Below are 23,689 nucleotides of genomic sequence, written 5' to 3'. Positions count from 1 at the left end.
GTCAGATGACAGGCTGTCCCGTTTGCAGTGAATAGCTGCGGCGGGATGGTCTTTTTTTTGCAAAAACAGAGGTGGGAGATTACAATCTACATATCATTATTCGGATGGAACATGAATTTGGCGTGTATTGCTTCCGGGATGGAGAGGGGACTTTCATAATGAATCAGCTAACATTTCTGGGAACAGGGGATGCGATGGGTGTCCCGCGGGTGTATTGTGATTGCGCCGTCTGCACAGAAGCCCGGCTTACCGGGATGAACCGCCGCAGACGTTCTGCCGTTTTGATCCATGGAGATGGCGATCATGAACCTTTCATGATGGATTGCGGACCAGACTGGAGATCACAGATGGAAGACCAGGGGATGCGGATGGTGCAGACACTGCTGATCACTCATGCGCATTTTGATCATATTGGAGGTTTGCCCGAATGGGCAGATGCGTGTCGCTGGTTGGGTGTAAAAGGGAAGTTGTATGCACCACGTGAGGTGATCGCGACCATCCAGAGTCAATTTCCATGGCTCGGTCATCATATGAATTTTCTGGAAACGGATGCGGATATCGAGCTCGGTGGATGGAAGGTGCACTCCTGGAAAGTTTGCCACGGCAAAAACGGTTATTCCTATGCGTATCGGCTTGAACGAGAAGAGTATAGCTGGGCGTATTGCTCCGATGCCATTGATCTGAAGGCTTCGGAGAAGCAGCCACTATACGGGCTGGATCTGCTGATACTCGGCACGAGCTTTGTCCATGAGCTTGCGGAATTCTCCACACGCTCGGTGTACGATATGATTGAGGCACAGGAGCTGCTGCAGGATTTAAAGCCGGGTCAGACTTATTTTACCCATATGTCTCACGACGTGGATGTACGCCAGAATTATGACCTGGATCCGAAGATTACGCTGGCACTTACCGGTCTGAAGGTGAAGTTGGGAGAATAGGACAGGAATGCTAAAAATAAATTCAGAAGAGCGTATCCTTTGCCGGAGGTTCTTCGTTTACATAGTGTAAGGCCATTATAACAAGTGAATTGAAGCAAGATCAATCAGGAACCAACAAAGGGGGGCCCCAAACATGGCCTTTGTGAAGTCCGTGGATTGCAGAATCAACAGACCACATGACGATAAACAAGTCGAACCATACAGCCATTTCGGTGTTCAAACCGGATATACGTTAGAGCAAACAATGGAAACGGTGCTGCCGAACCTGCTGAGTACGTTGTACGCCTACTGCATGTCATTGACGGGTTCAGTCTGGGAGACTGAGGACCTGGTTCAGGATACATGTGTTAAAGCACTAACCTTTGCCTCTACCCGAAGAACGGGAATGACAGAGGACATGAACTGGGAAGCCTATCTCATCCGTGTTGCTCGCAACACCTGGATTGACGCCATACGGAAGCGTGAGAAATGGGCAAGCAAATTGGAAAGCATGAAGCCGTTGATGCAAGAATTTGAGGAAGAAGGGCGATTCGAGGAAATCGAGTCCGCTGTACAGATCCTTGTGGATGAACTGCCACCGTGGCAGCGAGCGATATATATACTACGCGATTTAATGGGATACACGACGGTAGAGACTGCTGAACTGTTGGACACGACGGAAGGCGCGGTCAAAGCTGCCCTGAGTCGTGCCCGTGCTACCTTTGCCAAATTGAGGCACAGACTGAGCGAAACGGATGCTGATCAGACAAATCGATTGGAAGAACATCAGCAAAATCGGGATGAACTGCGCAGTTATTTACTGGCGTTCCGCAGCGGGGATACAGCCCGTTTAATTGATCTATGCCTGAATCAGACCGATGATCCGATGGCTGTGGCGGGAACGATTTTGCAGCAGACTCTGCCGTCTCAATCGATGCAGCCAGTGATGTACAGTTATTCAAGCTCCGGTACGAATTCCATGTCGTATGGGGGAGGATATACGGTCAGCATGGTTGCGTAAACCGGGGAGGCAAAATGCATGAACGTAGTACCTTATGTTGTTGAACAGACAGCCCGCGGAGAGCGGAGCTATGACATTTATTCCCGTTTGCTGAAAGATCGGATTATTATGGTATCCGGGGAGATTGAGGATCAGATGGCCAATGCCATTGTGGCCCAGTTGTTATTTTTGACCGCAGAGGACCCGGAGAAGGATATCCAGATGTACATTAACAGTCCAGGTGGTTCCGTGACTGCTGGATTCTCCATCTATGACACGATGCAATTCGTGAAACCGGACATTTCGACGATCTGCACTGGTATGGCAGCCAGCTTTGGGACGATCCTGCTGGTTGGCGGAACAAAAGGGAAACGGCTGGCGTTGCCAAACAGTGAAATCATGATTCACCAGCCGCTTGGCGGAACACGGGGGCAGGCCTCGGATATGTTAATTCACGCCAACCGGATTATCCAGCACCGTCAGCGCCTCAACAAGCTGCTTGCCGATCATACGGGACAGCCGATGGAGCGAATTGAAAAGGATACCGACAGAGATTATTTCCTGACTGCGGCAGAAGCTGTGGAGTATGGATTGGTGGATAAGGTTATATCCAGTACGTAGGGTTCGTTAGTGCTTGGAGCGGTCGGATGAAAAATGGTATCTATCCTTATGTGTAATCAGGTTAACCAGTAATTAATGGTTAACCTTTTTTTATGTCTTTTTAGAACGGGGAGCCGGGAGAACGAGGTTTCTTTAGGGCATATGTGTAATCGTATGGAGATGAGTGAAATAATTATTGACCTTATGTATGTATAGTGTGTATATTGTATATATACACTATATTTGTGATGAATGATGACTATGAGGTGAGGTAACATTAGAATCCTAATATCCAATGCATCGAGCGATCCAATCTACATACAGATCCTGACCCAGATTAGACAGAGCATCTTAAGCGGGGAGCTGGTTGCGGGAGAGAGTCTTCCCTCAATAAGGCAACTTGCGAAGGATCTGCAGGTTAGTGTGATTACAACCAAACGTGTTTATGAAGAGCTGGAGAAAGAAAAACTGATTGATTCCGTCATAGGTAAAGGTTGTTTTGTCTCTGGGGCTAATCAGGAGTTTATTCGGGAACAGCGACTGAAACGAATCGAAGAGAAAATGCTTGATATCCTTCGTGAGGGCAAAGAAGTGGGCATGAGTGCCCAAGATGTAATCCGGCATTTTACGATGTTAGTGGAGGAGGAACACATATAATGAATGCAATTGAATTGCGCAACCTATCGAAAAAGTACCCCTTATTCAAGCTGGATCAGATATCATTGGATGTAAAACAAGGTTATATTACCGGGCTTATCGGCCCGAATGGGGCGGGGAAAAGCACACTGATCAACCTGATCACCGGTTTGATTCGTCCGGACTCCGGGAGCATCAAAACATTGGGAAAAGAGATGCCTGCTCAGGAAGTTAACGTTAAAGAACGCATTGGCATTGTTTCAGATGAATGTTTCTATTATGAGCATCTTACGATACGTGAAATGAAAAATATGATAGCCCCCTTTTACAAGAAATGGGACGAACAGCAATTTACCAGCTACCTGGAGCAGTTCGAATTGTCTCCCAAAAAGAAGATTCAAGAACTGTCCAAAGGCATGAAAATAAAATTTTCACTGGCTGTTGCTTTATCTCATGAAGCTGAGCTGCTTATCATGGATGAGCCGACATCCGGGCTTGATCCTGTGTTTCGTAGAGAACTGCTTGACCTGCTTGCAGATGTAATACAGGACGAAACCAGATCCATTATTTTCTCCACTCATATTACGACCGATTTGGAGCGTATAGCAGACTATATTGCATTTATCCATAAAGGAAAGCTTGTCTTTAATGAAGCAAAAGATGATGTGCTTGAGAGATATACGATTGTAAAGGGGGACATGAAGTTGCTTGATGCAGACACCCGAAGGCAATTTGTGGGAATCCGTGAGACAGTGGTTGGTTTTGAAGGCTTGGCAGATCACAGGGCGGAGGCAGAGCGCTTATTCGGTAGTCACGCTCTTTTACACAGACCATCTCTTGAAGACCTTATCTATTTTACGGCCAAGGGGGAACGGCATCATGCTTAACTTGCTTCGCAAAGATTATATCGCTTTAAAAAGCTCGCTATGGGTGATTCTTTTTTATTTTGTTGTATTCAGTGTCGCATTTATCCCGACAGTGGAAATGTCGATATATTTTGTAGGAATCTATACCGCCTTCGGTTCAATTATGCTTGCAACCATGAACGATATCAAAAACCATAATCATAAATTTCTTGTCACGCTACCGCTTAGCCGCAGAAATATTGTGCAAGCGAAGTATCTGTCTGCCGTTCTCTATACGCTTTTTGGAGTTTTCGCTTCGTCTGGCGCTCACTGGCTGGTTAACTTCCTTTTCCCCGAACTGAACAAGCCCGACTTTTCGGTACTGGACATCCTGATTTCGGTTGGAATGGTGCTGGTTTTAATTTCGATCTATATGCCTCTTTTTTACGCTCTTAGTAAAAAGGGAGCCGGAATAATTAATGCGGTATTTATGATCGTTCTCATTATTCTAGCGCAACCTGTTGCCTCACTCATGAGTATGGCAGGAGAGAACGGAATGGGTCGTGCTTCGGTTTATGTTTTTGTTTCAGTTTGCATTCTTCTGTTGTTCATTGCCTCCTATTTTGTAACGGTTCGCCTGTTTGCAAGGAAGGACCTATAGGAGGCATGAATAAGGAGTTCTATAAGAAACATCAACTAATCTCCCAGTCGAGAACAGCAGCAGCTAAAAAAGTCGCCATGTGGCGACTTTTTTGTGTTACGGAAGATGTGGTATCTTCGCAACCTGCCAGACAAGGTATTCGTTAATCTGCAATTACGGATTTTTTGAAAAAGGATTAGTTTCCATGTTCAGCCAGCGTAATCAGCCTGCTCATACCTTCCCGGATTTGCTGCTCGTGAGCATAGGAGAAGGAGAGACGCAGCTTGCGACTGGCGTTTGCATCCGAAGGATCGAATACCGTTCCTGGCACAAAAGCGACAGAATGCTCCATGCATCGATGAAGTAAGCGCCCCGTATCTACTCCTTCCGGAAGCTCCACCCAAATATTGAGCCCGCCTTCAGGCCGGGTCCAGATCCAGTTTGTTTCTTGCAGGCACTGTTCCATGACTTCCATCCGCAGTTGGATGGCTGTCCGGAGTTTGGACAGGTGCTGGTGCATGCGTGGAGACTGGAAATAACGGAGGAAAAGCTTCTGATTCAGCAGAGGTGATCCGTTATCTGTCAGAGCTTTTACGGCCTGTAATCCCGGCATGAATCGCTGGCGACACATGATGGCTGCAATTCGCAGCCCGGGCACGACATATTTGCTATAACTGCGAATGTAGAGGGTATGCCCTGTCGTGTCGTATGTGAAGATCGGCGCAGGAGGTTTTTCCTTGAAATAGATATCATAGGTACTGTCATCCTCTACCAGAAAACATCCGTACTGTTCCGCCAGTTCAGGCAAGTGTTTGCGCTGTTCTGCTGGAATATTAATCCCGGTTGGATTCTGGAAGGTAGGTGTCATGTAGAACACACGCGGTTTCTCAGTCTTCATCAGATGCTCGATCTGTTCCAGATCATAACCCTCCGGGTGAATGTCGGTGAAAATCAGCCTTGCTCCCTGCTTACGGAAAATTTCCATCGCAGGGCCATATGTTGGTCTCTCCATGAGCACACGGTCACCGGGTCTGACGAGGCTTCGGGAGATTACATCAATGGCCTGCTGTGCACCGGAAGTAATCAGCACTTCATCGGCCGAGAGGTAGAAGCGTTCCCTCATCGTCAGATGGCTTGCCAAAGCAGTACGCAGCTCCAGATCTCCCTGAATCGTGGAATATGTGCCCAGCAGACGGGGATATAAATCCAGTAAATCTCGCATCAGTTCTCCCCAATATCGGTTGGGCAGCAGGGCGGGGTCGATCAATGATTTGGAAAATTGGTATTCCGCTTCAAGGGACTGCACGCGGGCAAGTGAATCCCAATGCAGCCAAGCGGACACAGCCGGGTCATCGGCCTGATCGGTTACAGGAGAAGGGTCGGCAGGACTGACGAAATAGCCTGACTTGTCCTTGACGTAAACGTTCCCGCGCTCCTTTAATTCCTGATAAGCTTTGAAAACGGTTAGACGGTGTACACCGAGCAGCTCGGACAGGCTTCGTACGGACGGCAGTTTCTCATGTTCCTTCCACTCTCCGGCCTCAATCCGTACAACCAGATAATGTACTACTTGCTCATATAGTTTCAGGCTGTTATCTGTCATTAACACGGCTTTGCCCACCCGGCTCACGCTCCTTTTGAACTCTATTGTAACAGCAAATGAGAACTAACTGTTCTGTTTTATTTATTCTGTTCTGTAGACGGTGCTATATGATGGAGAACAGATGAAGGAGGGGCTAGCATGGTTGCAGTAGCATTTACCGTAATGTGTCTTATTTTTGGAACAACGTTTCTAGCGATTAAAATTGGCGTGGAGGCAGGCATGCCGCCTTTTCTATCGGCCGGACTACGCTTTATCATTGCAGGTGCTCTAATGTTTGCATGGATGTGGATGAAAGGAAAAGTGAACCTTTCTTTACTATGGCGGAAAGAGATGCTTTTGACGGGGGCGGGACTGACATTTGGTACGTTTGCGACCTTATATTGGGCTGAACAATATGTGAGCTCGGGTGTTGGTGCGATTCTGTCCGCAACAGGGCCACTGATGATTATGGTGATGCAGACAGCGCTGTTGCGTCAAAAAACGTCTGCACGCATGATTGCGGGATGCCTGATCGGTTTTGCCGGGGTTATCCTCGTTGTATTGCCAGGTGTATCTATTGGTGGTAATTCCTTGTGGCTATGGGGCTGTATTGCCGTATTGGTGGGTGAAGTCTGTTATTCGGCAGGTGCGTTGTACTCCAAAAAGGTCATTAACCAGTTTAAGGAGGCTAGTCCTGTAGCGATCAATGCAGTGCAAATGATGTACGGAGGTTTGCTGTTATCCGGTCTTTCGGGGGTGACGGAATCATGGAACACTACTGGACTGGATTGGATGCCAGCGGTATCTTCCCTGATCTATCTGACGGTAATCGGTTCGATGGTCGGGCACAGCTTGTTTTATTGGATTATGTCTCGTACTAATCCGTTGTTCCCGGCGACCTGGTTATACATTTCGCCACCGATTGCAGTGGGCCTGGGTGCGGTACTCTACAATGAACATGTAAGCTGGATTACATGGTTTGGCGTTGCGTTGATCGTTTCTGGTTTGCTGGCGATGAATGAGAAGGTGGTGGTCTGGCTTAAAAAGGGAAAACGTACAACTTCATTGGGTCAGACCAATATGCTTTAGGTCAAAAACTCTTCAGCTACGCATTTATAATGTCGTAATCGAAGAGTTATTTTCTTTGTATTCAATAAAATATATATCGGGATCTCCAGGATATGTTATAGTGTAAAATGGATTTAACTTAGGAGAGGAGAGTATTATTGAGAGTTATCAGTAGTTATAGAAGCAGATTAGAAATAATATAGATTTTCTAAGATTCATTTAGAAAGAGTAGGAGAGATTTAATTAAATTGGAGGCATTATGGAAGAAGAAATACATATGATTTCATATTTGGTGGGCATTGCACCTTTTTTGATTTTTCTGGTTTTCACAATGTATCATCGTTTTTTAGCTTTTTTTGTACTGTTTTTTCTTTGGGGAGGATTGTTCTATCTAGGGATCAGACTAGATTTGGACACCGATTTGGCGACTCAATTTGTTCCAAGTATACTCGGGAGTATCTTTGGTCATATTTGGGGTTTCATGGCTGGGGAAATGGAGGATAGTGGGCAGAGGCGAGCTGAAAAGCGAGAGCAGCGGGAACGAGCGGTTCGTGCTTTGGAACGAATGGCGAACAAAAAGTAGTTGATCTACATTTTAATAACGCATGTTCTGAAGCGCTGAATAGAAAAACAACCCGGAATCCACAATCTATTGTGGTTCCGGGCTGTTCTGTTTCTGAGGCAATTACTCCGCGTTCAGTACAAACTTCTCAATAACCTGCTTCACGCCGTCTTCGTTATTGCTCGCAGTAATGTAATCTGCCAGCTCTTTCAGAGCAGGGATGGCATTCCCCATCGCTACACCAAGACCAGCAACTTCCAGCATCTCATGGTCATTCCAGGAATCCCCGATGGCAATGCACTCGCTCAATTGGTGACCGAAGTGATCTGCCAGGAACGTTAGTGCATGGCCTTTCGTTCCCTCGCGGTGCATGATTTCAAGGAAGTATGGCTTGGATTTGGTAATGTGTACTTCAGGTCCGAGCAGTTCACGCAGGGCAACCGCAACCTCGTCGAGGTAATCCGGCTCATCGATGATGAGCAGTTTCGGTGTTTTTTGCTCGATGACTTTGATGAAGTCAGGCTCGATGTGATATTGCGTTCCATTCAGCTTGGCGTAGTCACGCAGTTTGTCGTTTTCTTCACGGGCATACAGCTTGTCGTCAATATACGTTTGCAGGTGCAAATTATGCTCCAGGCAGTAGTCGTACAATTTGCGGGAAGCATCCTGTGGAACGTAGCGCTCGTAGAGTACTTTTTCGTCCAGCAAGTTTTTCACCAAAGCACCTTGATATGTAATGATTGGCACGTTCAGCTTTGTTTGGCGAGCGAGCGCTTGGGCTGAAGCATAAGCACGTCCCGTTGCCAAAGTTACAACGACACCATGAGCTACCGCTTGTTCCAGGGCAGTCTGTGTTGCAGGCGTTACTTCCTTGTTGTCGTTGATCAGGGTATCATCAATATCGATTGCGATTAATTTGTAGGTCATCTGTGTTTCTCTCCTTTTTTATCTGTATCTATAATAACGAACGAAAAAATAAGTTTTACACGAGGCCACTCCGAATACAGATTCATCTTTCGATCGCTGTTATCCCCGGATTTTTTTGATTCCATTCCCCCAAGGAGAAATCCGTTGATAAAGGCGAACGCTTCGCTTCTCCCGATGAATTCTGTCTTCTCCGTTAACGTGTAAACAAAGACTTCGTTCTAAAACTATGCTTACATTTAAATCTTACTCCTCCAGGAAAACAAGGCCGATAAAGTCTTCCAGCTCAAGGTTGCCGAAGTAATGTTTTACATCCAGACCTTCAAGAGCAATACGCACCTCGGATTCCTCGTAACGCTTGCCACGCAGCATGTCTTCAATATCTGCTACATCGCCTACGCCGAAGAAGTCACCAAAGATCTTGATGTCCTCAATGTGTCCATCTTTGATATTCATGCGCAGATCAATGATCCCGACAGGGAATTTGCGGGTATGCTTCACATTGCTTTCCGGAGAAAGCCCGTAGTTCCAGTCCCAGTTGCTATAACGCTCGGCGGAGATTTCCTTGATTTTGTCCCAATCTGTCTCCGTGAGTTCATATTGAGGAACGTCCTGTGGCTCCATACGGAAAATATGACGCAGCAGCTCGTCCCGGAATTGTTCGATGGTCAGATTGCTGTCAATCAGATCCCGAATGTTCGCAACACGACTGCGCACGGATTTGGTACTCTTGGACTTGAACTTCTCCGGGTTCACGTTAAGCGAAGCCTGAACATGATCCAGGTTCAGGTTGAACATCAACGTACCGTGACTGAACATGCGTCCGCGTGTTGAGAATTGGGCGTTGCCCGAAATTTTCTTTTCTCCGACTTGCAGATCATTGCGACCCGTCAACTCAGCGTTCACACCAAGCTCTTGCAGAGCCTCCACCACGGGCTGCGTGAATTTGCGGAAGTTATGGAAGGATTGCCCGTCATCCTTGGTAATAAAGCTGAAATTGAGGTTGCCCAGATCGTGATAAACGGCTCCGCCTCCCGAAAGGCGACGTACGACTTGAACACCGTTATCCTGAACATACTCCATGTTGATTTCTTCAATGGTGTTCTGGTGTTTTCCGATAATAATGGACGGGCGGTTGATGTAAAACAGCAAATAGCTGTCATCCATCGGCAGATGCTTCAGAATGTATTCCTCAATGGCGAGGTTTACAGAAGGATCTGTAATGCCCTGGTTATCAACAAACAGCATGGTCATTCCTCCATTAATGTATGTGAGGGATGCATATCCCTTATGTAGTAATACGTTACGGAATCGAAATTCCTTCTCTATTGTAAACGAATTGTCGATGGGACACAAAGGAATATGAAGCCACAAAGGGCATGAACAGCCAAAACAGGATTGACCCCTGCCCGCCAAGCCATCCATAATAAAAAAGACATGCAGAAAGGATGACGGACAGGATGACCGGTTTAATTGAAGTTTTCGGACATGGCGGTGATGTGGAGACTGCCGCAGCACGTTTTGGAGGGAATGCTGCTGATTTCCTCGATTTTAGCGCAAATATTAATCCGCTGGGTCCACCTCGGGAAGTGCTGGAGGCTCTGGAGCAAGGATTACATACGGTACTTCGTTACCCCGATCCGGGCCATCGGGCGCTCAAAATGCTGCTCAGTGACCGACTGGGTTTAACCCCAGATTACATATCCGTGGGCAACGGGGCGGCGGAAAGCATGGCTCTAATCCTGCTTGGACTTGCGCCGCGTAGAGTAGGTACGGTAGAGCCCGGTTTTTCGGAGTACAGTGCCTTATCCAGACAATTTGGAGCAGAAGTCCATCATGTTCGAGGGCGGGAAGAACTGGACTGGCGAGCAGAACCGAAGGATATCGAAAATCTGATGGAACGGGTGGACTTGCTTTTTCTTGGACAGCCCAACAACCCCAATGGGGTACAGTATCCGCTGGAAGTCCTGCAACAGCTTGCCCGTAAAGCGGAAATCACAGGCACGATCCTGGTGATTGATGAAGCGTTCATCGACTTTATTCCTGAATCCCAGCGGCAATCGCTTGCGCCCAGACTGAACGAGTATCCGCAGGTGATCATCATTCGCTCGATGACCAAGTTTTATGCGATTCCAGGCTTACGTCTGGGTTATGCGATGGGTCGACCCGAACTGATTACTGCCATGACAGAGAAACAAGTGACCTGGAGTGTGAATGGGCTGGCGCTGATTGCAGGTGAAGCCTGTCTGCGCAGCGGGGAGAGTTTTGAACAGGAGACACTGACACTGGTATCACACGAGCGGGAGAGATTAACGGCAGGGCTGGAGGGCTATGGGTGTAATGTGACGCGAGGGGAAGCGAACTTTATATTAGCCGCTCTGCCAGAGCCGTGGACAGCGACATCCATGCAGGCTGCTCTCGGTGAACGCGGTATACTGATCCGAAGCTGCGCGATGTATCCTAGACTTGGGGAACGACATGTACGCTTTGCGGTCAAGGACGCGGAGGCTAACGGACGTTTGTTGGAAACATTGAGAAATGTAATTGGGCTTGATGAGATAACAGAATTAGAGGAAGGGGGGAAGAGCGATGGCACTGCCATTTTATAACGTCTATAAACCACACACCGGTGATCAAGCAGACCAACGTGAATACAGATCCTCAGTGTGGCCGGGATTAAGCATCTCTGCACATGAACGGCATATTAAAGCGTCAAGCCCCTCTGTTGTAAAAGCACTTTCCAGTGCCGTGTATGGGGGTGGCATGATTGAACTGGACCGTATATTCAACATCTATGTGGACAGACATTATCGCTGTGACGATCCCCCGCGAGATATTGCCGATCTGTTGAGTGAATGGCAAGAGCAGCAGGATCAATGTGCCGGACTTCTGACTGCAGTTCGTTTGGAGCACACAGCCATCCAGGAATATGAAAGCGATGAGTTCGGATTACTCTGCTGTACGACAGCAGGGGTATCCAACGCTGCGCGGGCAGGTTCTGCAAGAACCGTGTTTAATACTGCGGGGAAGAAGATGGGGAATGAGGCTGTGTCTCAGAAACGTGGGGAGAGTTCGGTTTCAAGCTACACTCCCGGTACGATTAATATCATGTTGTGGATGAATGGACATATGACCGCTGGAGCAATGGTGAATGCCATTCAGACGGCGGTAGAAGCAAAAGCCGCTGCGCTGGTTGATTTCGGTGTGGTAGATTCGGAAAATGGTCTGACCGCGACCGGAACAACAACAGATGCCATCGTACTTGCAGTAAATCAGGCGGACGAGAACAAACCGCTGATCCGTTATGCCGGGACAGCAACGACAATGGGGGCAGCCATCGGCCGGCTGGTGTATGACACGATAACGGAAAGCCTGCAAGCCGCGCAGGAGTGGAAAGAGAGGAATAACAAGCCATGACATCACTGCTGCATCAATGGGCTTCCTGGCCGATCTGGACGGGAATGGCAGGCGCCTGGATTATTATTGGGGCATATCTGCTGGATCGTTGCATCGGAGATCCACGCTGGATACCTCATCCCGTGATTGGCATGGGAAAGGCCATCTCTGCACTGGAGCGGGCGATAAGATCGCGGGTGGTCTCAAACCGGGCACTCAGAAGGGCAGGCGTGTTATTTCCCGTTTTGATTGCAGGGGGAGCTTTTGCGGTAACCTGGGCATTGGTGTATGTGCTGGGTCTCATTCATCCTGTCGTCGCGATTGTGGCAGAAGTCGTGCTGATCGCAACCACCATTGCCTCCAAAGGTTTGAAAGACGCAGGTATGGAAGTCTACCGCCATCTGAGTCAACAGGATTGGCCTGCGGCGAGACGTTCACTGGGTATGATTGTGGGACGTGATACGGCCCATCTGGATGAACCGGAGATTGTGCGGGGAACGGTGGAGACGGTTGCAGAGAATATCGTGGATGCCATCGTCTCACCACTGTTCTATGCCCTGATTGGTGGTGCACCGCTGGCCATGGCCTATCGGGCCGTGAATACACTGGATTCCATGGTGGGTTATAAAAATGAAAAATATCTGCATCTCGGCTGGGCATCTGCCCGTCTGGATGATTGGGCCAACTGGATTCCTGCACGGCTTACCGCTTTGCTGTTAATTATGGGGGCTTGGTTCATGAAGCTGGATGCCAGAGGTGCAGCGCGCATGGTATCCCGTGATGCACGACTGCATCCAAGCCCGAATAGCGGGTTTCCCGAGTCTGCGGTGGCCGGAGCGCTGGGCATAAGACTTGGCGGACATAATGTTTACCATGGTGTGGCTTCTTTTCGCGCCTATATGGGTGAGCAGACACGGCTGATGGAAGCAGAGGATATCGTACGAACGACAAGGCTTATGTTCTGGTCGGCAGGTTCTTTTGTTTTATTATGCTGGTTGGTCACCTTAGGGATATGGTCTGCTGGAGGTGCACTGCTATGGAGATAGAAGCTGGACAGGGTGCAATACAAAGCCGTGAGATTATTCTGATTCGTCATGGTACAACGGCGTGGAACTTGGAAAAAAGATATCTCGGGCATACCGACATTGGACTGCTGCCCAAAGCAGGGCAGGAGCTATCTCTGCTGCGCGAAGAGCTCAGCAACGTCACATGGGACGCCCTGTATTGCAGTGATCTGCTGCGTTGTCAGCAGACACTCGCACACATTGCACCGTTTCAAGCGGGACAAGCCAAGCTTGATCCCCGCCTAAGGGAGATCGACTTTGGTAAGTGGGAGGGGCTGACCTATGAACAGCTCAAAGATAATCCAACGTACCGAGACTGGATTGATGCCCCGCAGGAGGTGACGCCCCTGAAGGGCGAGTCCTGGAAGGCATTTTCTGCGCGAATTGAATTATTCCTGGAGGAGCGGCTGTTGTCCTTTTCACCAACGATATACTCTCGCAACACGAACGTGCAGAAGATAGCCGTGATTACGCATGGCGGTGTCATTCGTTATCTGGTATCCCGTCTCATTTCGGGTCAAGAATTTTGGGATACACAGGTGATACCAGGACAAGCGATAAAGATCCGGCTGGATGGTTATGGGGAAAGCTGGGTTGGAACCAGATTGACTTTTCCGTAAATCGGGTTGTAAGGATGTACAATATAACCTATAATCACAACAGAAGTGTGACTTAGCAAATGCATCATCGGATACAGGAGCGATAAGCCCTGCCAAGATGCAGGATGCTCACTTGAATGGTTGAACAATATTAGCGACCAAGGGTCCCGCGTGCATGCAGCAATGTTTTATGGGCTTATATGAGGCCATGAACGGCAAACGGGTGAAATAGGGAAGCCGGTGTAAATCCGGCACGGTCCCGCCACTGTAAATCAGGATGAATTCCTGTAAGTCAGGTTACCTGCCCTGGACGTATAAACCGGTGTTCCTTCGAGGAAAGGACAGCGTTTCGGGCAGTTCTCTGTGCATATACAGCGCCAAGCTGACCATGCGCAGATCGCCACATGCGAGACGTCATCCCTGATCCTGACCTAAGGATTGGGGATTTTATTTTTTCATATAAGATGAACCGAATATTTACAAGAGAACGAAGAGTGCAGAACCAATCTGAAGAAACGAAGTGTTCGCCTAAAAGCTTTCTGAAAGAAAGCTGCATCGGAAGCATACGCTTATCACCGGATTTTCCCTTTTCAAAAAGGGGATCAAAAAAATCTGGGGATAACAGCGATCGGAAGATGGTACTGCAATCGTAGTGGCCTAGTGTAAAGTTTTACTGGATCAACTTATATAGGAACACAAATTCAAGCGATATTGGGACAGGAGCACTACTCAACAGAATGGATAGAGAAGGGGAGAATGAACACAATGAATTTCAAGACATGGAAAGGCATGGCGTCACTGCTAAGTGCAGCGATGCTGGCACTGGCTTTGGCCGGATGTGGCACAACCACAAGTAACGAGGGTACAGGGACTACACCACAGCAGCCTGCGCAGGAGCAAACCGCTGATCTCAAGACACAATATCCAATCACGGTTACAGATGCTACGGGTGAATCGTTTACCTTTGACAAAGCACCAGCCAAAATCGTATCCGTATCTCCGGCTGAAACGGAATCCCTGTTCGCACTGGGATTGGACGAGCAGATCGTAGGGGTATCTGATTATGACGATTATCCGGAAGCAGCAACGAAAAAACCAAAAATGGGCGGCATAACGAAGCCTAACGAAGAATCAATTATTGCAGCTGAAGCAGACATCGTATTTACAGGTATTTCGATGAGCGAAGAGTCTGTGAAGAAACTGCGCGATTTGGGCATTACCATTTTCAAAACAAATCCCAAATCAGTTGATGATGTGATGACCAACATTGAAACCTTTGGTAAAATTACGGATCATCAGGAAAAGGCACAGGAGATCATCACCCAGATGAAACAGGACGTGTCTGATGTGACTGAAGCTGTGAAGGCGGTTAAACCGGAAGAAAAGAAAAAAGTATATGTGGAATTCTCCCCAGGCTGGACAGTAGGTAAAGGTGAATTCATGGATGAATTGATTACACTGGCCGGAGGCACCAACATAGCTTCCGACAAAGACGGTTGGTATGAAATTAACGAAGAGAATGTTATTGCTTCCAATCCGGATGTGATTCTGTATGCGAATGATGTCATTGATGAAAATTCCAAAACATTGGATCAAATCATCAAAGCCCGCAGTGGCTGGGATCAAATCACGGCTGTGAAAAACGATGCAGTCATCGGCCTGGATGCCAACCTGCTGAGCCGTCCGGGACCACGGGTAACCCAAGGTCTGAAAGAAGTAGCCAAAGCGATCTATCCTGATCAGTTCAAATGAGTAAAAAGCTGGCAGTGTACGGAACGGCCGGAATTGTGCTGCTTGTGTTAACCGTGCTCATCTGCACGGGCATCGGTTCGGTTGCCCTGCCTGTTCGGGACATTGCAGGCATCCTGCTGCATCGTATTCCCTGGCTGGGCGACTGGATTGTTCCTGATTGGAGTACAGCAGCAGAACAGATTATATGGAAAGTCAGGTTCCCACGTGTACTGCTGGCCGTACTTGTAGGTGCATCACTGGCGATAGCCGGAACGGGATTCCAGGGGGTTCTTCGTAACCCTCTGGCTGATCCGTTTACCTTGGGCGTATCGTCCGGTGCATCAGTGGGTGCGGCTTTTCTGATTTTTTTCGGATTGCAATATGCGCTGATTGGGATCTGGACCTTGCCGCTGGTTGCGTTTGTGACGGGAGTTATCACATTGTGGTTTGTGCTAGCCCTCGCTCGGGAGGGACGTAAAATACCGACACACAGCCTGATTCTGGCTGGCGTGGTCATGCAAAGTTTCCTGGGAGCCGTAGTCTCCTTCCTGTCGACCATGTCTAAACAGACCATCAATGAAATTATATACTGGACGATGGGAAGTCTGGCACTGCGCGGGTGGTCGTATACGGCCATCCTTTTCCCGTATTTTGTGTTGGGCCTGATTTTCCTCTGGAGTCGTGCGCGTTCGTTGAATGTGCTTGCCCTGGGAGAACGTCAGGCTGCGCATATCGGGGTTAAGGTGGATGGATTGAAGCTGTCCGTGCTTGCAGTGGGTACGCTGCTTACGGCAGGTGCAGTCTCCGTATCCGGCGTAATTGGCTTCGTCGGTTTGGTCATTCCGCATATTCTTCGGTTGATCGTTGGGCCCGATTATCGCTTGCTGGTGCCTTTGTCCGCGATTGGTGGGGCCATCTTCATGGTCTGGGCAGATACAATTGCACGCTCATTACTGGCACCGACCGAAATTCCGCTGGGTGTGGTCACGGCCTTTGTTGGAGCGCCATTCTTCGCGTATCTGCTGCACCGGAACAAAAAGCTTCGGAAAGGGATGATGCCATGACTACGAGCATGAGAACAGACCTTAGCGAAAGCAGGCCAATCATTGAAGTCACGGGAGCAGGGAAAATGTATGGCAATCATCGGGCGCTGCACGCGGTGGACTGGCAAGTCACAGAGGGTGAATGGTGGGGCGTTGTGGGTCCAAACGGCAGTGGCAAATCAACCCTGCTTCAACTCCTTGCCGGAACCGAACATCCGAACGCAGGCAGCATTCAGATTGATGGAAGGGACATCTCCTCATACACTCGTAAAGACTTGTCACGTATGATAGCGGTATTGCAGCAGGATGGTCTGCCGGCCATCTCTTATCCTGTAAGGGATGTTGTCGAGATGGGACGATATCCTTACCAGAACTGGTTCGGAAAGGAACCGGCGGATGGAGCGGCAGTGGTCGACCGGGTACTCGAAGAATTGGGCTTGAGTGACATGGCCGAACGGCCTTTGGATGAACTTAGTGGTGGGCAGCGGCAGCGTGTTGCTCTTGCCAAAGTCATGGCTCAGGAGCCCAGATTGTTGCTGCTTGACGAGCCAACCACCTTTCTCGATATCAAATATCAATTGCAATTCATGGAGTTATTATCAGCGTGGCGGCAAAAAAATCATATCACGATTGTGGCGGTGCTGCATGATCTAAACCTGGCCGCGCAATTTTGCGATCATATTCTGGCACTCCGTGACGGAACATGCGTAGGGAAGGGTACACCCCATTCGTTGATGACGGAAGAGAACATTCACCGGATATTCCATGTGAGCCCAGCCATGGTGAGTCATCCTGACAATGGACTGCCGCAGCTGTTGCTGAGGCGGGAGAAGAAGTGAGTGAAATGGGGGCGAACCCATATTTTGATGAAGGAAGTGCTGGCTGTATGAATAATGAACAGGTGTTGAAGCAGTTAATGGATCGGATCGTGGGTCCTAATCAAGAAGTCGCGGCAGAAGCCTCTGCGCATGTGGACGCCTTGACGAAGCCACCCGGCAGTCTGGGCAAGCTGGAACAGCTGGTTATTCGCCTTGCGGGGATCACCGGTAAGGCTCGGCCGTGCTTTGATCGAAGAGCTGTCATCGTTATGGCTGCGGATCATGGGGTGGTTGAAGAAGGAATTAGTGCTTTTCCTGCTGAGGTAACTCCGCAGATGGTGCTGAATTTCCTCGCTGGAGGAGCCGCTGTCAATGTCCTTGCGCGCCACGCTGAAGCGAATGTAATCTGTGTGGATATCGGCGTGAATGCCGATCTGGATCATCCGGATCTGGTCTCGCGCAAAGTCCGCAAAGGCACAGCCAACATGGCGAAGGGGGCTGCGATGAGCCGTGACGAAGCAATTCAGGCCATTCTTGCAGGAGTTGAAGTGGTCTCGGCTGAGGTAGAGAAGGGAACACAGTTGTTTGTCACCGGAGAGATGGGGATCGGTAATACGACTGCAAGTGCTGCAGTGATGTGTGCATTAACCGGAACAGCTCCTGCTTCAGCGGTTGGGCGAGGGACTGGGGTAGACGATGCCGGTTTGCAGCGCAAAGCCGCCGTGGTCAGCCAGGCTCTTAGCGTGAATGCGCCGAATGCAGACGATGCACTCGATGTACTTTGCAAAGTGGGTGGCCTGGAGATCGCCGGGCTGACGGGTGTGATTCTGGCTGCTGCTGCAAACGGATGCCCTGTTGTTGTGGATGGGTTTATCTCCACCGCTGCCGCGTTGATTGCGAGGCAGCTGGCTCCAGTGAGTACAGCATATATGATTGCTTCTCACACATCGCATGAAAGCGGACACGCTGCCTTACTGTGTGAACTTGGACTGAAGCCTATGCTGGATCTCGACATGCGACTGGGTGAAGGTACTGGAGGCGTGCTAAGTCTTCATCTGATTGATGCGTCATGCCGTATTCTCAGCGAAATGGCGACATTTGCAAGTGCAGGCGTATCTGGAGGCGCGATGGAGACCGACGCTGAACGTGCCGATGCTTCATCCGCTTCTCCTGGTTCATCCGTTCAAGGAGAGGTATCTCCATGAGTGTACTTGTGACGGGTGGGGCGCGGAGTGGAAAGAGTTCATTTGCCGAGCGCCTCTGTATGCAGCGATCTTCTGAGGCCTGGTATGTTGCGACAGCTCAGGCCTATGATGACGAGATGCGCGAGCGTATACGTCTGCATCAGAAGCAGCGGGATGAAGCAGGATATCTGTGGCATACGGTGGAGGAGCCATTGGCACTGCCTGAATTCATTACACGAATGGGAGAGTCCTATACAGGTACGTCAGCTCCGACCATTCTGGTAGATTGTCTGACCCTATGGTTGAGCAATGTGCTGTTAATGCATGAACATGAGCCGGTGCAGGTGCTGTATGATCATATGGATGCACTGGTAGCTGCCATTGAGTCTTACCCGGGTTTACTCGTACTTGTTACCAATGAAGTCGGGGATGGCATTGTACCGGAGTATGCACTCGGCAGAAGATATCGGGATCTGGCGGGCATTCTCAATCAGCGGATTGCTGCGATTTGCCGTGAAGTGTTTCTGGTGACAGTAGGCATTGCGATGGAGCTGAAAAGCAAGGAGTATCGTTTATGAGTGATGGAAGCCAAAACCAAAACCAAAACCATGCGGCTGCGGCCGCTTTTCAATTTCTGTCCCGTTTTCCGGTGAAAATGCAGATCGATTTCGTCCCGCCATTATTGCGGGAGAGTGTCGTGTATTACCCGCTGGTTGGTGCGGCCATCGGATTGTGTGTCTGGCTGGGCGGAGCCCTGACGGGTGCGCTGCTTCCAGCGTTTCCGGCAGCGGTATTAACCTTGACGCTGTGGGTATGGCTAACCGGAGGCCTTCATCTGGACGGGTGGATGGATACGGCAGACGGGCTGCTCAGTTATCGCACCCGTGAGCGAATGCTGGAGATTATGAAGGACAGCCGTGTCGGGGCCATGGGCGTAATCGCCTGTGTTCTGCTGTTGATGATGAAAGCAGCATTGATCGCTGATTTTATCGCACGTGGCAACTGGGCCTATGGAGCCTTGCTCATCCTGCCGATGATCTGGAGCCGTTGGTTCATGGTGTATGCCATGGCGGCCTGGCCGAATGCCCGGAACGACGATGGGCTTGCTGTTCTTTTCAAGGGATTGGGAGAGCGGAGGGAAGTCCAGCGTGCACGCAGCTCTGCGGCCGGGCTAACCCTTCTGGCAGGTGTTATTACACTTGCGGCCGTATGGATCTTTCAGCCGGATACTGCCATGTTTCAGGTACTGGCAACGGAGAATGGATTGGGGACATTACCATGGTGGCTATACCCTGCTGCAGCTATTATTGCAGTTCCACTGGTTGGCTATGTGATTGGCAAATTCGTAGCCGGGCGTATCAGCGAAAGGCTGGGTGGACTTACAGGGGACACGTATGGAGCCATGAATGAACTGCTGGAAGCTGTGCTGCTAACGGTACTTAGTCTGTTGCAGGGCTTCTTTTGGTTATAACGCTGAAAACTGAGGTGAGGGAACGTGGAAGGTACGCATACACAAACGTCCGAACAAATGGCGGCAGTATTAATGCTGCAAGGAACAGCATCGGATGTGGGGAAAAGCGTAATTACGACGGCGCTATGCCGGATATTCAAGCAGGATGGCTTCAGGCCAGCCCCGTTCAAATCACAGAACATGGCACTGAATTCTTATGTCACGGAAGACGGCAAGGAAATAGGCAGAGCTCAAGGCGTACAGGCTGAGGCGTGTGGTATTGAAGCGACGACTGACATGAATCCGATTCTGATTAAGCCGGTTCGGGATATGCATTCCCAGATCGTGGTACATGGTGTACCTTTTGCACAGATGAGTGCGTGGGACTATCGGCAGCACTTTCTGCCGGAAGCCAAACAGACGGTTATGGATGCACTGAATCGGTTACGCGAGACGTATGATATCGTGCTGATGGAAGGCGCGGGAAGTCCTGCGGAGATCAATCTGAAGGATCGGGATATCGTGAACATGAATCTGGCCGGCTGGGCCGATGCACCGGTTATTCTGATCTCGGATATTGATCGTGGCGGCGTCTTTGCTTCCATTGTGGGTACGCTGGAGCTGCTTGAGCCACATGAGGTTCAGCGTGTAAAAGGGTTCATCATCAACAAGTTTCGCGGCGATCTCTCCTTGCTGCAGCCCGGATTGGACTGGCTGGAAGAACGGACAGGCATTCCCGTATTGGGCGTATTGCCTTACATAAGCGATATTCAGATTGAAGCGGAGGACTCGGTGGTGCTGGACTCGATGCGCCACGGTAAATCCGGTCAGCAGGAGCTTGACCTTGCGGTAATTCGTTATCCGCGTATCTCCAACTTTACAGATTTTGATGCCCTTTCCCGGGAACCGGATGTGAATGTGCGATATGTGACTTCTCCAGCTGAGCTGGGGAATCCTGACGCCATTCTGCTCCCGGGTACGAAGGATACGATTGGCGACCTGGCCTTTCTGCGTTCGTCAGGACTGGAACAGGCAATTGCCAGCCAGACCGAGCGTGAACATGTTCAGCTTGTGGGGATCTGCGGTGGATACCAGATGCTCGGTCAGCACCTCCAGGATCCATATGCGGTAGAAGCGAATCAGATTCAGGAAGCCAACGGATTGGGGTGGTTGCCTCTATCAACAACATTTCTACAGAACAAACAAACGGTAAGAGCCTCCGGGCATGTACACGGTCTTCATCCGATTCGTCTGCATGAGGAAAGCAGTGCAATAGACTCGTTACTCATTGAAGGCTATGAGATTCACATGGGGGTTACCGAGTGTCATGAGCCTGAACGTGTAACTGCCTTGTTCGAAATCGCCCATTCGGGTGGTCAGCCCTTCAATGAAGGCTGGGGCACAATGGACGGCAAAGTGTGGGGAACGTACCTGCATGGTTTGTTTGAAAGTGATCAGTTCCGGCGTTCGTGGCTTAACGGTCTTCGTGAAGGAAAAGGGCTTGCTCCGCTGTTGGAGACGTACAGTGCCCGGGAACGCAAGGAAATGGAGTTTAACCGTGTAGCCGAATCATTACGCTCTTCATTGGATATGCAGCGTGTGTACGAGATTATGGGTGTTCAGGCACCTGAATAAGATGCGTCCCAGCATATTGTCCAAAATAATACCCCCATGGTGCAGCCGTTCCCTATAACCTGGAACGAAGCTGAACATGGGGGTATTTGCATATTCTGATGATATGATTTGATTAAATGTGGGAATGATGGGTTAATGGTATACCTGTTAGTTTATTTTGAAGTTCTTCATGGCGGATTGCAGTTCTACGGCTTGTTCATGCAGATGGCGAACGGTGTTCGAGTGTGAATCCATCTCGCTGAGTTGAAGATCCGCTGTAGAAGCAATTTGCTGCATACTTTGACGGGACTTGGACGTAATCTGAGCCGTTTCTTCCACGGATGCACTGACTTCTTCAGCTCCGGCAGATACTTGCTGAGTAGATGCGGATACCGTCTGTATCGTCAGATTTACGTTCTGAATCAACTCGTTAAGCTGTTGGAACGCGGAACCTGCCTGCTGCACCACATGAGAACCTGATCCAATCTCTTGGGTAACGCGGTTCATGGCATCAACCGAACGTTCGGCATCTTCACGAATGGTACTCAAGTAGTCGGAGATTTCCTCTGTAGCTGTCTTGGATTGTTCAGCTAACTTGCGTACTTCTCCGGCAACGACCGCGAACCCGCGTCCATGCTCTCCAGCGCGTGCTGCTTCAATGGACGCATTGAGGGACAGCATGTTGATCTGTTTCGTGATTTCAAAAATAGATTGAACAATGGTCCCAATGGCGATCGAACGCTCGTTCATTGTTTCCACATAACGCAAAGATTCGCTTGCGGTCTGACCCACACGTTCCATTTGCTGAATGGCATCCTGAGCCAGACGGTTACCATTAACCGCTTCGGTCGCAGCATCTCCGATCTGCTCGGACACTTCGGCAGAAGAAGAGGCGATATGCATAATGCCCTGCGTAATTTCTTCCATGGCTCTTGCATTTTCGGCTGCGCTGGAAGCGATGCTTTCACTGCCTTTCTCCACACTTTCAGCAGAGCGACTGGAATCTTTCACCATATCGGACATGGATTCAACCCGCTTGAGCAGATCATTGGAGCCTTCCACAACCTCATTGGACGTAGTGAGGGCACGGCTAATCATTTCTTTCAAATTATGAGTCATTGTCTGGAAGCTTGAAGCGAGCTGTGCGATTTCATCCTTGCCTCTAATCTGAAGTTCTGCGGTCAAGTCACCTTGTGAGATCTGTTTGCTATGTTGAACGAGCTGGATGATCGGTTTGGTTACTCTTTTGATCATGCTTGTCGAGATAAGCCATCCAAGCACAAAGACCAATGCCGTAATACCGAGGCATAACCAGAAAATCTGGGCAATTTTGTCCTGGATGAACTGTGCATCCATACTTACAGCCATGATCATGTTACTTCCTGCTATTGGGATAAAGGCTGCTTTATGTACACCGAAGGAATCGGAATAAACCTCGCTGATTTCCATTTCTTTCTTCTCAGTGGCTGTATTCATTGCTGCGTCTACGTCTATTTCATCCCCGGCTTTCATGCCTGAGGAGGCGTTCGCGATCACAACGGTAGCTTTACCGTCCTGAACAGCGACAACGTAGGCCGCATCCAGATTGTGCTCTTTTGCTTTACCAGCCAAATACGATTCGACGGTCAGCGCTGCACCATCAGAACCTGCGCCGCCACTTTGCACCTGCAAAATCTTGGAAGAGGATGTGTTCTTGTATATATCCTGAATAGACGTATTAAGGACCTTGTCGAACTGCGGAAGCACGTAGCTTTGCATAATATTCATGGACACGGCGTAGAAACTGATACTGAACAACAGAGAAGCAACCAGCAGAACGAGGAACAAGGTGCCTCTGATTTTACCGGCAACGGTGCGATTTCGAAACATATAATCATCCTTTCACGTCATGTTCATTAACATTGTCGCTTTTCCGTCATCATAAGACTAAATACCAACGAAGAAAGGCCTAATTTTCACGTTGAGAAAACTTGGGAATAAGCGGATATACCTATATTACAAAATTAACCTGAGGTT

Annotated in this window: 24 protein-coding genes and 1 riboswitch; of the genes, 20 read left to right on the top strand and 4 right to left on the bottom strand. The window is 49.3% G+C overall.

Translation table 11 applies throughout. From position 1 onward, the window contains the following. Nucleotides 1-158: 158 nt before the first annotated feature. The 7 genes from PPA03S_RS24765 (at nucleotide 159) to PPA03S_RS33040 (ending at nucleotide 4,805) form a co-directional block, all read left to right on the top strand. Nucleotides 159-938, top strand: a complete 780-nt coding sequence (locus tag PPA03S_RS24765) for an MBL fold metallo-hydrolase (protein WP_062326872.1) — start codon at nucleotides 159-161, stop codon at nucleotides 936-938. Nucleotides 939-1,071: 133 nt separating this feature from the next. Next, nucleotides 1,072-1,938, top strand: coding sequence for an RNA polymerase sigma factor (locus PPA03S_RS24760; RefSeq protein ID WP_062326870.1), 867 nt, complete (start codon nucleotides 1,072-1,074; stop codon nucleotides 1,936-1,938). Nucleotides 1,939-1,956: 18 nt separating this feature from the next. Then, a complete protein-coding gene (gene clpP, locus PPA03S_RS24755) occupies nucleotides 1,957-2,538 on the top strand; it encodes an ATP-dependent Clp endopeptidase proteolytic subunit ClpP (protein ID WP_062326868.1) in 582 nt (193 codons plus the stop codon). 255 nt (nucleotides 2,539-2,793) lie between these two features. Continuing rightward, nucleotides 2,794-3,174, top strand: a complete 381-nt coding sequence (locus PPA03S_RS24750) for a GntR family transcriptional regulator (protein WP_062326867.1) — start codon at nucleotides 2,794-2,796, stop codon at nucleotides 3,172-3,174. Beyond that, a complete protein-coding gene (locus PPA03S_RS24745; RefSeq protein WP_062326865.1) occupies nucleotides 3,174-4,040 on the top strand; it encodes an ABC transporter ATP-binding protein in 867 nt (288 codons plus the stop codon). The genes PPA03S_RS24750 and PPA03S_RS24745 overlap by 1 nt, the downstream gene beginning before the upstream one ends. Then, entirely contained in the window at nucleotides 4,033-4,659 is a 627-nt protein-coding gene (locus PPA03S_RS24740) for an ABC-2 transporter permease (protein WP_062326863.1), read from the top strand. The genes PPA03S_RS24745 and PPA03S_RS24740 overlap by 8 nt, the downstream gene beginning before the upstream one ends. 5 nt (nucleotides 4,660-4,664) lie before the next feature. Next, nucleotides 4,665-4,805 carry a hypothetical protein gene (locus PPA03S_RS33040; protein ID WP_157284358.1) on the top strand — a complete coding sequence of 47 codons (141 nt, stop codon included), beginning with the start codon at nucleotides 4,665-4,667 and terminating at the stop codon, nucleotides 4,803-4,805. A 29-nt stretch (nucleotides 4,806-4,834) separates the two neighbouring features. Here PPA03S_RS33040 and PPA03S_RS24735 read toward each other — a convergent pair whose 3' ends face one another. Continuing rightward, entirely contained in the window at nucleotides 4,835-6,241 is a 1,407-nt protein-coding gene (locus PPA03S_RS24735) for an aminotransferase-like domain-containing protein (RefSeq protein ID WP_062326991.1), read from the bottom strand. Between the two features lie 138 nt (nucleotides 6,242-6,379). Here PPA03S_RS24735 and PPA03S_RS24730 point away from each other — a divergent pair, with 138 nt between their 5' ends. After that, nucleotides 6,380-7,309: a DMT family transporter gene (locus tag PPA03S_RS24730; RefSeq protein WP_062326862.1), complete on the top strand. Its 930-nt coding sequence runs from the start codon at nucleotides 6,380-6,382 to the stop codon at nucleotides 7,307-7,309. A 238-nt stretch (nucleotides 7,310-7,547) separates the two neighbouring features. After that, nucleotides 7,548-7,871 carry a hypothetical protein gene (locus PPA03S_RS24725; protein WP_062326860.1) on the top strand — a complete coding sequence of 108 codons (324 nt, stop codon included), beginning with the start codon at nucleotides 7,548-7,550 and terminating at the stop codon, nucleotides 7,869-7,871. Nucleotides 7,872-7,973: 102 nt separating this feature from the next. Here PPA03S_RS24725 and PPA03S_RS24720 read toward each other — a convergent pair whose 3' ends face one another. Further along, a complete protein-coding gene (locus PPA03S_RS24720) occupies nucleotides 7,974-8,777 on the bottom strand; it encodes a Cof-type HAD-IIB family hydrolase (RefSeq protein WP_062326857.1) in 804 nt (267 codons plus the stop codon). Nucleotides 8,778-9,020: 243 nt separating this feature from the next. Further along, nucleotides 9,021-10,022 (bottom strand): lipoate--protein ligase, encoded by a 1,002-nt coding sequence (gene lplA / locus PPA03S_RS24715; protein WP_062326855.1) that lies wholly within the window; start codon nucleotides 10,020-10,022, stop codon nucleotides 9,021-9,023. 212 nt (nucleotides 10,023-10,234) lie between these two features. Here lplA and cobD point away from each other — a divergent pair, with 212 nt between their 5' ends. From cobD to PPA03S_RS24660, 11 genes are all read left to right on the top strand, one after another. Beyond that, complete coding sequence (gene cobD / locus PPA03S_RS24710) at nucleotides 10,235-11,383, top strand: threonine-phosphate decarboxylase CobD (protein ID WP_157284356.1); 1,149 nt, start codon at nucleotides 10,235-10,237, stop codon at nucleotides 11,381-11,383. After that, the gene (locus PPA03S_RS24705; protein WP_062326853.1) at nucleotides 11,364-12,191 is read left to right on the top strand and encodes an adenosylcobinamide amidohydrolase; all 828 of its coding nucleotides are present in this window, start codon (nucleotides 11,364-11,366) and stop codon (nucleotides 12,189-12,191) included. The genes cobD and PPA03S_RS24705 overlap by 20 nt, the downstream gene beginning before the upstream one ends. A 44-nt stretch (nucleotides 12,192-12,235) precedes the next feature. After that, complete coding sequence (gene cbiB, locus PPA03S_RS24700) at nucleotides 12,236-13,216, top strand: adenosylcobinamide-phosphate synthase CbiB (RefSeq protein ID WP_062326990.1); 981 nt, start codon at nucleotides 12,236-12,238, stop codon at nucleotides 13,214-13,216. Next, nucleotides 13,207-13,854 carry a histidine phosphatase family protein gene (locus PPA03S_RS24695; protein ID WP_062326851.1) on the top strand — a complete coding sequence of 216 codons (648 nt, stop codon included), beginning with the start codon at nucleotides 13,207-13,209 and terminating at the stop codon, nucleotides 13,852-13,854. The genes cbiB and PPA03S_RS24695 overlap by 10 nt, the downstream gene beginning before the upstream one ends. A 165-nt stretch (nucleotides 13,855-14,019) precedes the next feature. Further along, nucleotides 14,020-14,156, top strand: a riboswitch (cobalamin riboswitch). A 442-nt stretch (nucleotides 14,157-14,598) separates the two neighbouring features. Further along, nucleotides 14,599-15,585, top strand: coding sequence for an ABC transporter substrate-binding protein (locus PPA03S_RS24690; protein ID WP_174532159.1), 987 nt, complete (start codon nucleotides 14,599-14,601; stop codon nucleotides 15,583-15,585). Beyond that, nucleotides 15,582-16,628 carry a FecCD family ABC transporter permease gene (locus tag PPA03S_RS24685; RefSeq protein ID WP_062326847.1) on the top strand — a complete coding sequence of 349 codons (1,047 nt, stop codon included), beginning with the start codon at nucleotides 15,582-15,584 and terminating at the stop codon, nucleotides 16,626-16,628. Before PPA03S_RS24690 ends, PPA03S_RS24685 begins: the two co-directional genes overlap by 4 nt. Next, nucleotides 16,625-17,446 (top strand): ABC transporter ATP-binding protein, encoded by an 822-nt coding sequence (locus tag PPA03S_RS24680; RefSeq protein WP_082704307.1) that lies wholly within the window; start codon nucleotides 16,625-16,627, stop codon nucleotides 17,444-17,446. The genes PPA03S_RS24685 and PPA03S_RS24680 overlap by 4 nt, the downstream gene beginning before the upstream one ends. Before the next feature lie 47 nt (nucleotides 17,447-17,493). Continuing rightward, nucleotides 17,494-18,630: a nicotinate-nucleotide--dimethylbenzimidazole phosphoribosyltransferase gene (cobT, locus tag PPA03S_RS24675; protein WP_062326987.1), complete on the top strand. Its 1,137-nt coding sequence runs from the start codon at nucleotides 17,494-17,496 to the stop codon at nucleotides 18,628-18,630. Beyond that, on the top strand, nucleotides 18,627-19,187 hold the full coding sequence (cobU, locus tag PPA03S_RS24670; RefSeq protein ID WP_062326846.1) for a bifunctional adenosylcobinamide kinase/adenosylcobinamide-phosphate guanylyltransferase: 561 nt from the start codon (nucleotides 18,627-18,629) through the stop codon (nucleotides 19,185-19,187). Before cobT ends, cobU begins: the two co-directional genes overlap by 4 nt. Continuing rightward, nucleotides 19,184-20,080, top strand: coding sequence for an adenosylcobinamide-GDP ribazoletransferase (gene cobS, locus PPA03S_RS24665; RefSeq protein ID WP_062326843.1), 897 nt, complete (start codon nucleotides 19,184-19,186; stop codon nucleotides 20,078-20,080). The genes cobU and cobS overlap by 4 nt, the downstream gene beginning before the upstream one ends. A 57-nt stretch (nucleotides 20,081-20,137) precedes the next feature. Further along, nucleotides 20,138-21,694 (top strand): cobyric acid synthase, encoded by a 1,557-nt coding sequence (locus PPA03S_RS24660; RefSeq protein WP_062326988.1) that lies wholly within the window; start codon nucleotides 20,138-20,140, stop codon nucleotides 21,692-21,694. 147 nt (nucleotides 21,695-21,841) lie between these two features. On the opposite strand, the gene PPA03S_RS24655 is transcribed toward PPA03S_RS24660, so the two are convergent. Continuing rightward, nucleotides 21,842-23,542, bottom strand: coding sequence for a methyl-accepting chemotaxis protein (locus tag PPA03S_RS24655; RefSeq protein ID WP_062326841.1), 1,701 nt, complete (start codon nucleotides 23,540-23,542; stop codon nucleotides 21,842-21,844). Nucleotides 23,543-23,689: the final 147 nt, after the last annotated feature.

The sequence above is a fragment of the Paenibacillus pabuli NBRC 13638 genome (assembly GCF_001514495.1).
Taxonomy (GTDB): Bacteria; Bacillota; Bacilli; order Paenibacillales; family Paenibacillaceae; genus Paenibacillus; species Paenibacillus pabuli.
The sequence above is the reverse complement of the archived record's forward strand: the minus strand, read 5'-3'. Positions and strand labels throughout refer to the sequence as shown.